Origin of the sequence: Flavonifractor sp. An52 (genome assembly GCF_002159385.1) — a bacterium.
GTDB lineage: Bacteria > Bacillota > Clostridia > Oscillospirales > Oscillospiraceae > Flavonifractor > Flavonifractor avicola.
In genome coordinates this window covers 45,511-52,335 of record NZ_NFIB01000022.1, presented here as the reverse complement: position 1 = coordinate 52,335, position 6,825 = coordinate 45,511, and the positions used below count along the sequence as shown (strand labels likewise).

The following is a 6,825-nucleotide window of genomic DNA, read 5'->3' as shown; positions in this document are numbered from 1 at the left end:
TGTGGTCGGCAAACCACTTCTACCTTATCAGGGAGTTTTTTCTTTTTCTACTCTTCTCCTCGCTTTAAGCTATTTTTTACCCCCGGCTTAGCCGGGGGTTGTCTTTGGTACCACCAACAGAAAAAATGGCCTGTTGCAGCGCTGCTGCAACAGGCCATTTTCATGTTGAACCGGCTTACTCGGCCTTCTTGAACATATCCTTGTCCACGCCGCACAGGGGGCAGGACCAGGAGGAGGGCACCTGCTCCCAGGGGGTACCGGGGGCCACGCCGTGGGCGGGGTCGCCCTCAGCGGGATCATAGATGTAGCCGCACAGGGCGCACACCCACTTGCCACCCTCGGTCTTGGGGGCGTCCACCGGCACGGTGCACAGGGCGGCCACAGACTTGGCATACTCGGCCATGGCATCCAGGTCGGCCTGGGTGGGAGTGAAGAGCACCCGGAAGGGGGCCTCGGGGGCGGCATAGCGCAGGCCCTTCAGGAAGGTGTGGAGCATGGGGGCAGCCTCGCCGCTCCAGCCGTAGGCACCAAAGGCGCCGGCGGCCTTGCCCTTCAGGTTGATGGGATCAATGGAGGTGAGCACATCCCACACAGCCTTGGGGGCGGCACGGTTGATGGTGGGGGAACCCACCAACAGCACGTCGGCCTCATGGGCCAGCTTCACGCACTCGGCATAGGGCACCACGGTGACGTCGGCGGTGGTGACGGCGTAGCCCTCACCCTCCAGAGCCTTGGCGGCAGCTTCCGCCAGAGTGCGGGTGCAGCCGTAGGCGGAGGCATACACTACAAAGGCGGTGCGCTGGGTCTTGGGAGCGGGGGTGCTCCAGGTGCGGTAGAGCTCCTTGGCCTTGCCGATGGTCTCAGTCAGGCAGGGGCCGTGGCTGGGGCAAACCAGCTCCACGTCGGCGGGCATCTTGTCCAGGCCGGCCAGCACGCTGGGCTTGAAGGGCCCGAAGATACCGGCGTAGTAGTAGGCAAACTCGCCCTCATAGGCGGCCTTGTCGTGGATGTTCTTATCCAGCATGGTGGGCTCGCAGAAATGAGCGCCCAGGAAGTCGCAGGTAAAGAGGGTCTTGCCCTCCTTGTCCCAGGTAAACATGGAGTCAGCCCAGTGGAGCATGGGAGAGGGGATGAACTCCAGCACCCGGTTGCCCAGGTCCAGGGTATCGCCGGCAGCCACGGTACGGCAGGGCAGATCCAGGTTGGTGATATCCTGCAGGTGCTTCTTGCCCGCCTTGGTGGCGATGATCTCCAGCTTGGGGCAGACCGCCATCAGCTTGGCCACGCTGCCCGAGTGGTCGGGCTCGTTGTGGTTCATAATCAGGTAATCCACATCCTCCAGAGGAATGACCTGGCGGATGTTGTCCAGATATTCGTCAAAATAGTCGGTATGTACCGTCTCGATCAGGACGTTCTTCTCTCCCGTCAGCAGGTAGGCATTGTAGGAGGTACCATATTTGGATTCCATTACGATGTCAAAGACCCGCAGCGCAGGGTTGAGGACGCCCACAGACCAGAGATTTTCACGCAGCTTGATGGCGCTCATGGTGGTTCCTTCCTTTCTTATTGTCAAAAATTATTTCCTAGCAGGTCACAGTATATTATCCTCTCTTCCGCTTGTCAAGCGCTATGGGATAAACTGTCACGTCTGTTTTCCACAATTCTGCCGCCTTGACTTTCCTTCTGTATAAGGCTACAATGAAGAATTGCGAAACCGCACTTTTTTTGTCTGAGGTGACTGTTCATGTCCATCTATCTCGATAACGCCGCCACCACGCCGGTGTGTCCCCAGGCGGCCAAAGCGGCCTATGAGGCCATGACGGAGGGCTACGGCAATCCCTCCTCCGGCTATGCCATCGGCCAGGCCGCCGCCTCCAAAGTAAAGGAGTACCGTGCTGTGGTGGCAGGCAGGCTGGGCTGCCTGCCGGAGGAGTTGACCTTTACCTCCTGCGGTACCGAGGGAGACAACTGGGCCATCCGGGCCGCCGTGGAGCACGGGAAGCGGAGCGGGAAACATATCATCACCACCGCCATCGAGCACTCCGCCGTGCTGGAGCCCATCCGTGCTCTGGCCGCCCAGGGCTATGAGGTCACCTACTTAAAGCCGGACAAGTCCGGCCATATATCCGCCCAGGCACTGGCCGACGCCCTGCGCCCTGACACGGTACTGGTGTCCATGATGCTGGTAAACAATGAGCTGGGTACTCTCTTGCCAGTGGCGGAGGCCGCTCAGGCCATCAAGGCCGCCCACTGCCCCGCCCTGCTCCACTGCGACGCGGTGCAGGCCTTTTTAAAGGTCCCCTTCACCCCCAAAGAGCTGGGGGTGGATCTGCTCACCATCAGCGGCCACAAGATCCGGGCGCCCAAGGGTATCGGCGCCCAGTACATCCGCAAGGGTCTGGACCTGAAGCCCCTGCTGCTGGGAGGCGGACAGGAAAACGGCCTGCGTTCCGGCACCGAGCCTACTGCTCAGCTGGCCGCCCTGGCCGCTGCCTGTGAGGCCTGGGACACCGACGCGCCCGCTCGCATCGCAGCTGTAAAGGCCCACGCCCTGGAGGTTCTCTCCTCTGTTCCCGGCCTGGAGGTGATCAGCCCCGGCGACACTCCCCACATCTGTGCCATTTCTCTGCCTGGCTATCCCAGCGAAATGCTGGTACGGGATCTGTCCGACCGGGGGATCTACGTCTCCTCCGGCTCGGCCTGCCACAAGGGCAAGCCCAGCCACGTCTTTGCCGCTCTGGGCCTGCCCAAACGCACCCTGATGGGTGTACTGCGCATCTCCTTCTCCCCCGACAGCACCTGTGAGGATGCCGACGCTCTGGCCGCCGCCCTCACGGAGATCACACAGACTCGGATCGCAATGAGGTGAGGATTTGTTTTCCTACATGAACCGGGGACGGGCTTTTTACCGCAATGTGGTATCACTGGCCCTGCCCATCCTGCTGCAAAATCTGTGCACCACCCTGCTGGGTTTGGTGGATACGTTTATGGTAGGCAGCCTGGGAGAGGCCCCTCTGGCCGCTGTGGCCCAGGCCAATCTGCCGGTGTTTGTCATTCAGCTGGTGATTTTTGGACTGCAAAGCGGCTCCTCGGTGCTCATCAGCCAGTTCTGGGGCAAGAAGGACACCGATACCATCAACCGGGTCATCGGCATCGGCTGCTATGTGGCGGGAGCCATCGCCGCTCTGTTTGCCATCATCATGTGCTTTTTCCCCGCCCAGCTTATGGGACTGCTCACCGACAATGAAGAGCTGATCCCTCTGGCTGCCAGCTACGCCCGCATCGTAGGCCCCTCCTACCTCTTTAACAGCCTCACCGGTGTGTATGTGGGCGCCCACCGCTCCATGGAGAACCCCAAACTGGGCATGATCGTCTTTGCCACCTCCATGGCCGCCAACACTTTCCTGAACTGGGTGTTCATCTTCGGCAACCTGGGGGCCCCCGCTCTGGGGGTGGAGGGTGCAGCCTTTGCCACCCTGCTCTCCCGTATCCTGGAGTTCGGCATCACCATGACCTATGCCCTCACCAACAAGCGGTTCCAGCTCAAGCCCACCCTCATGTTCCGGCCGGGACGGCCCCTGATCCAGAAGTTTTTCCGCTATTCCGGCCCGGTGGTCCTCAACGAAACCCTGTGGGGCCTGGGCACCTCCATGCACAAGGTGGTCATGGGCCATATGGAAAACTCCACCGAGATCCTGGCAGCCCGGGCTCTGGCGGGCAATCTGGAGGATCTGTGCACCGTGGCCATCTTCGCCGTGGGCGGCACCACCGCCATCATTATCGGCCGTGAGATCGGCGCCGGGCGCCGGGAACACCTCTATGAGATCGGGGCCACTTTGAACACTCTGGCCATGATCTGCGGCCTGGTGATCGGCGGGCTGCTGGTCACCTTCACCCATACCTTCTTCCCCACCCTGGTCTATCCCTTCTTCCATCTGTCCCCCATGGCGGGAGAGATTGCCACCATGATGCTCACCATGATCGGCGTCTGTCTTCCCTTGCGGGCCTTCAACTCGGTAAACACCGTGGGCGTGCTCCGGGGCGGCGGCGACGTGCGGGCGGCCTCCCTCATCGACGTGTTTCCCCTGTGGTTGGTAGCCCTTCCTCTGTCCGCCCTCTTCGGCCTGGTACTGAAGTGGGGTATCTTCTGGGTGTATGTGGGCGTCATCATGGAGCAGATCACCAAATTCATTGTGGGTGTGCCCCGATTCCGCTCCAAGGCCTGGATCAATGACGTGACCCAATATGTGAAGAAAGAGGAGGTCTCCCAATGAAGATCACCGTTCTGATGGAAAACTCCGCCCAGGATGGACTGATTCCCGAGCATGGCCTGTCCTTTTATGTGGAATACCGGGGCGGCCGCTATCTGCTGGACGCCGGGGAGTGCGGCGCAGTGGTGTACAACGCCGCCAAGCTGGGGGTGGATCTGTCCAAAGTGGACAAGGCCGCCCTGTCCCACGGGCACTATGACCACGCCGACGGCTTCAACGCCTTTTTTGCCGTCAATCCCTCCGCCGCCGTCTACGCCCGTCCCCGGATCACCGACCCGGAGATCTGGGCGGAGAAGGAGTACATTGGTGTCAACATGGGGATGTTCTGCCGGCACGAGAAGCGCTTTGACCTGGCGGAGGGCCCCCGGGATCTGGCGGAGGGCCTCCACCTGATCCCCGACCGGGTGAAGCATGAGCAGTCCCTGGTGGCTGAGACCTCCGAAGGTCTGGTGGTCCTCAACTCCTGCTGCCACGCCGGAGTGGTGAAGATTCTCACCCAGCTCTCCGAACAGTTCCCCGGCACCCCCATCCGTGCGGTATTGGGCGGCTTCCACCTGATGGGCAAGGAGGGTGTTACCACCCTGGGCCCTACCCCGGAGAAGGTACGATCCATCGCCGCCGCCCTGCGGGATGATTTAAAGGTACAGGACATCTATACCGGCCACTGCACCGGAGATCCCGCCTACGCCCTGCTGGAGGAGGAACTGGGCGACAGGCTTCACCACCTCACCGCCGGAGCGGTGTATGAATTTGCCGACTGAATCAAAAAGGACGCGCCTGCGGCGCGTCCTTTTCTTATAATTCCCGTTCCATTCTAATATCGGACAGTTGAAACCACTTGTCAGAATACGTGACGTATTCAAATCCCAGCTTCTCATAGATCCGCAGGGCAGCCTTCAGCTTGTGGTTGGAGGTGATCACGATGGTCTTTTGTCCCGCGTCCCGGGCGGCCTGGATCACCGCCTCCATCAGGGCGGTGCCGATGCCCCGCTCTCGGTACTCCTCTTTGACGCCGAACTTCAGTGCCTCGCACACACCGTCGCCCTGAAGCTCCAGCATGACCATGCCCACGATCTCCCGGCCACAGCGGGCCAGCAGCACACGGCCGCCCCCGGCGATAAAGCGGTGCGGATCGGCCAGCATCTCCAGGTCTACCGGCTCCAGCAGGTCATACTCCAGCAGCCAGGGCAGAGAGATGTCCTCCAGATCCTGTTTATAGCGCTCTTCGTAGTCAATGATCTCCACGGGCACCGTTCCGTCCACAGAGACACCCCTCCTGTCTGCAAGTCTTGTTCCTTATTGGATAGAATACCATTGAACCGCCGCCGCGTCAACCGCTCTGATTTGCATTCTGAAGGTCTGTCTGCTATCTTTTCTTCGTTCACATTTAATTTACAACCCTGCCTATTGACTTTTTTCCCGGACGGTGCTACATTATCTTTAGCACTCAGGTAGTATGAGTGCTAAATCAAAAGTGAGGTGGCCGCTATGGATTTAACCGAACGCAAAAAACGAATCCTGCGCGCCATCATCGAAAGTTACATCCAGTCGGCGGAGCCGGTGGGTTCCAAGGCCATTGCCTCTTCCATTGGCATGGAGATCTCTTCCGCCACCATCCGAAACGAGATGGCGGATCTGGAATCTCTGGGACTGCTGGAAAAGCCCCATACCTCCGCCGGACGCATCCCCTCTCCCAAGGGGTATCGGTTCTACGTCAACGAACTGATGGAGGCGCACAAGCTCTCCCTTCAGGAGACCGAGCGCATCAACCAGGCCCTGCGGATGAAGATGCAGGAGCTGGACCGGGTGCTGGACCAGGCCGGCCGGGTGGTGTCTCAGTTGACCAACTACCCCGCCTTTGCGCTGTCCTCCGGCATGAGCCGGGTGACGATCCGCCGGTTTGACCTTCTGATGGTGGAGCACAATGCCTTTATCATCGTGGTAATGACCGACACCAATGTGGTGCGCAACCGGCTGATCCGGCTGCCCTCCGATTTGACGGAGGCTCAGCTGCAGATGCTCAACACCCTGCTCAACGCCACCTTTACCGGCCTGCCTCTGGATGAGATTACGCCGGAGCTGATGCGGGTGGCCCAGCACGCCGCCGGAGAGGCCTACGGGCTCATCTCCCTGGTTGTCTCCTTCGCGATGGAGGTGCTGGAGAGCCTGGAGCAGCGCACCGTCCACACCTCGGGCATCGCCCATCTGCTGGAGCTGCCTGAGTACCGCTCTTTGGAGCGGGCCCAGCCTCTGCTGAGCTACCTCTCCGAGGACGCCGATCCCGCCCGCTTCCCCGTTCCCAAGGACGCCGCCATGAAGATCCTCATCGGCCCGGAAAATGTGGCCGACGCATTGAAGGATACCAGCGTTGTGGTGGCCAGCTATGACATCGGCGACGGAATGCGGGGCGTCATCGGTGTGGTGGGACCCACCCGTATGGATTATGCCAAAATCACCGCCCGCCTTTCCTATCTGGCCGAGGGACTGACCCGGCTGTTCGGGCAGGGCGAGCTGCCGGGCGGCAGCGACGATCTTAAATAGGAGATGAGTGCAT

7 protein-coding genes are annotated in these 6,825 nt (G+C 60.6%); 5 read left to right on the top strand and 2 right to left on the bottom strand.

The genetic code is table 11. The features are described 5' to 3' along the window. A partial coding sequence (locus B5G06_RS14190; protein WP_204220790.1) for a hypothetical protein occupies positions 1-192 on the top strand: 192 nt, incomplete at its 5' end. On the opposite strand, the gene B5G06_RS09620 is transcribed toward B5G06_RS14190, so the two are convergent. Next, positions 176-1,546: a rubredoxin gene (locus B5G06_RS09620; RefSeq protein ID WP_158094689.1), complete on the bottom strand. Its 1,371-nt coding sequence runs from the start codon at positions 1,544-1,546 to the stop codon at positions 176-178. The genes B5G06_RS14190 and B5G06_RS09620 overlap by 17 nt on opposite strands. 198 nt (positions 1,547-1,744) lie before the next feature. On the opposite strand from B5G06_RS09620, the gene B5G06_RS09615 reads away from it, so the two are divergent. From B5G06_RS09615 to B5G06_RS09605, 3 genes are read left to right on the top strand one after another with little or no spacing between them, the layout of a single operon-like run. Beyond that, on the top strand, positions 1,745-2,869 hold the full coding sequence (locus B5G06_RS09615; RefSeq protein WP_087188864.1) for a cysteine desulfurase family protein: 1,125 nt from the start codon (positions 1,745-1,747) through the stop codon (positions 2,867-2,869). Positions 2,870-2,873: 4 nt separating this feature from the next. After that, positions 2,874-4,274, top strand: a complete 1,401-nt coding sequence (locus tag B5G06_RS09610; RefSeq protein WP_242955434.1) for an MATE family efflux transporter — start codon at positions 2,874-2,876, stop codon at positions 4,272-4,274. Beyond that, on the top strand, positions 4,271-5,032 hold the full coding sequence (locus B5G06_RS09605) for an MBL fold metallo-hydrolase (protein WP_087188863.1): 762 nt from the start codon (positions 4,271-4,273) through the stop codon (positions 5,030-5,032). The genes B5G06_RS09610 and B5G06_RS09605 overlap by 4 nt, the downstream gene beginning before the upstream one ends. Before the next feature lie 34 nt (positions 5,033-5,066). Here B5G06_RS09605 and B5G06_RS09600 read toward each other — a convergent pair whose 3' ends face one another. Next, positions 5,067-5,534 (bottom strand): GNAT family N-acetyltransferase, encoded by a 468-nt coding sequence (locus B5G06_RS09600; protein WP_087188862.1) that lies wholly within the window; start codon positions 5,532-5,534, stop codon positions 5,067-5,069. 225 nt (positions 5,535-5,759) lie between these two features. Between B5G06_RS09600 and hrcA the strand changes: the two genes are divergently transcribed. Next, positions 5,760-6,812, top strand: coding sequence for a heat-inducible transcriptional repressor HrcA (hrcA, locus tag B5G06_RS09595; RefSeq protein WP_087188861.1), 1,053 nt, complete (start codon positions 5,760-5,762; stop codon positions 6,810-6,812). Positions 6,813-6,825 lie beyond the last annotated feature (13 nt).

Bases quoted from the DNA above. Each gene is read 5' to 3' on its own strand.
- B5G06_RS09605 (WP_087188863.1), top strand. From the start codon at position 4,271: ATGAAGATCACCGTTCTGATGGAAAACTCCGCCCAGGATGGACTGATT.
- B5G06_RS09615 (WP_087188864.1), top strand. From the start codon at position 1,745: ATGTCCATCTATCTCGATAACGCCGCCACCACGCCGGTGTGTCCCCAG.
- hrcA (WP_087188861.1), top strand. From the start codon at position 5,760: ATGGATTTAACCGAACGCAAAAAACGAATCCTGCGCGCCATCATCGAA.
- B5G06_RS09620 (WP_158094689.1), bottom strand. From the start codon at position 1,546: ATGAGCGCCATCAAGCTGCGTGAAAATCTCTGGTCTGTGGGCGTCCTC.